This is a genomic window from Echinicola sediminis, from assembly GCF_054777495.1.
In genome coordinates this window covers 1-518 of sequence record NZ_BAAHAP010000258.1, presented here as the reverse complement: position 1 = coordinate 518, position 518 = coordinate 1, and the positions used below count along the sequence as shown (strand labels likewise).

General features: G+C 29.2%; 1 protein-coding gene. It reads right to left on the bottom strand.

The genetic code is table 11. From position 1 onward, the window contains the following. Positions 1-312 (bottom strand): hypothetical protein (locus ACYVAA_RS23060; protein WP_460546470.1); only part of this gene is annotated, 312 nt, incomplete at its 3' end. Positions 313-518: the final 206 nt, after the last annotated feature.

Here is a 518-nt window from a genome sequence, read left to right as displayed (position 1 = left end):
GGTTGAGCTTGGAATTAGATTATAATTTTCAGCTTTACTAAACTTTTTTAGAACATATTCTTTTGAAAGTTTTTTTAAGGTTTTTGATATATTATCGTTGTAATTAATACTTCTATGCAATGCATGGTTATAAGCATTGCGCCATGGGTCATTTGTTGCATTTATTCCTTCTATTTTTTTTCGTAAATCATGATATGCTTCACCAATATTACCATTATGAGTTGCCTCAGTTGTTGTTTCCAGTGAAGATTTACTCTCATAAATAAAAAAATCATCTCCTACTAAATATAGCCCATCAAATCCCTTCTTCATTCCCTTTTCCTCTAAGTTCCTGAATAGAAAATGCTGTTCATAATTATTTGCTCTTAAATATAAATGACAAATAAATTCAGAGACTATACCAATCTTTTGCTCTGCAGTTTTCTTATTGATAAGGTTTAGTAATTCTGTTTTTGTAATGGCAATATCTTCTGCACTTTCAATAATTTCATTATCTTAATGATCAGTTTGTAATTGGG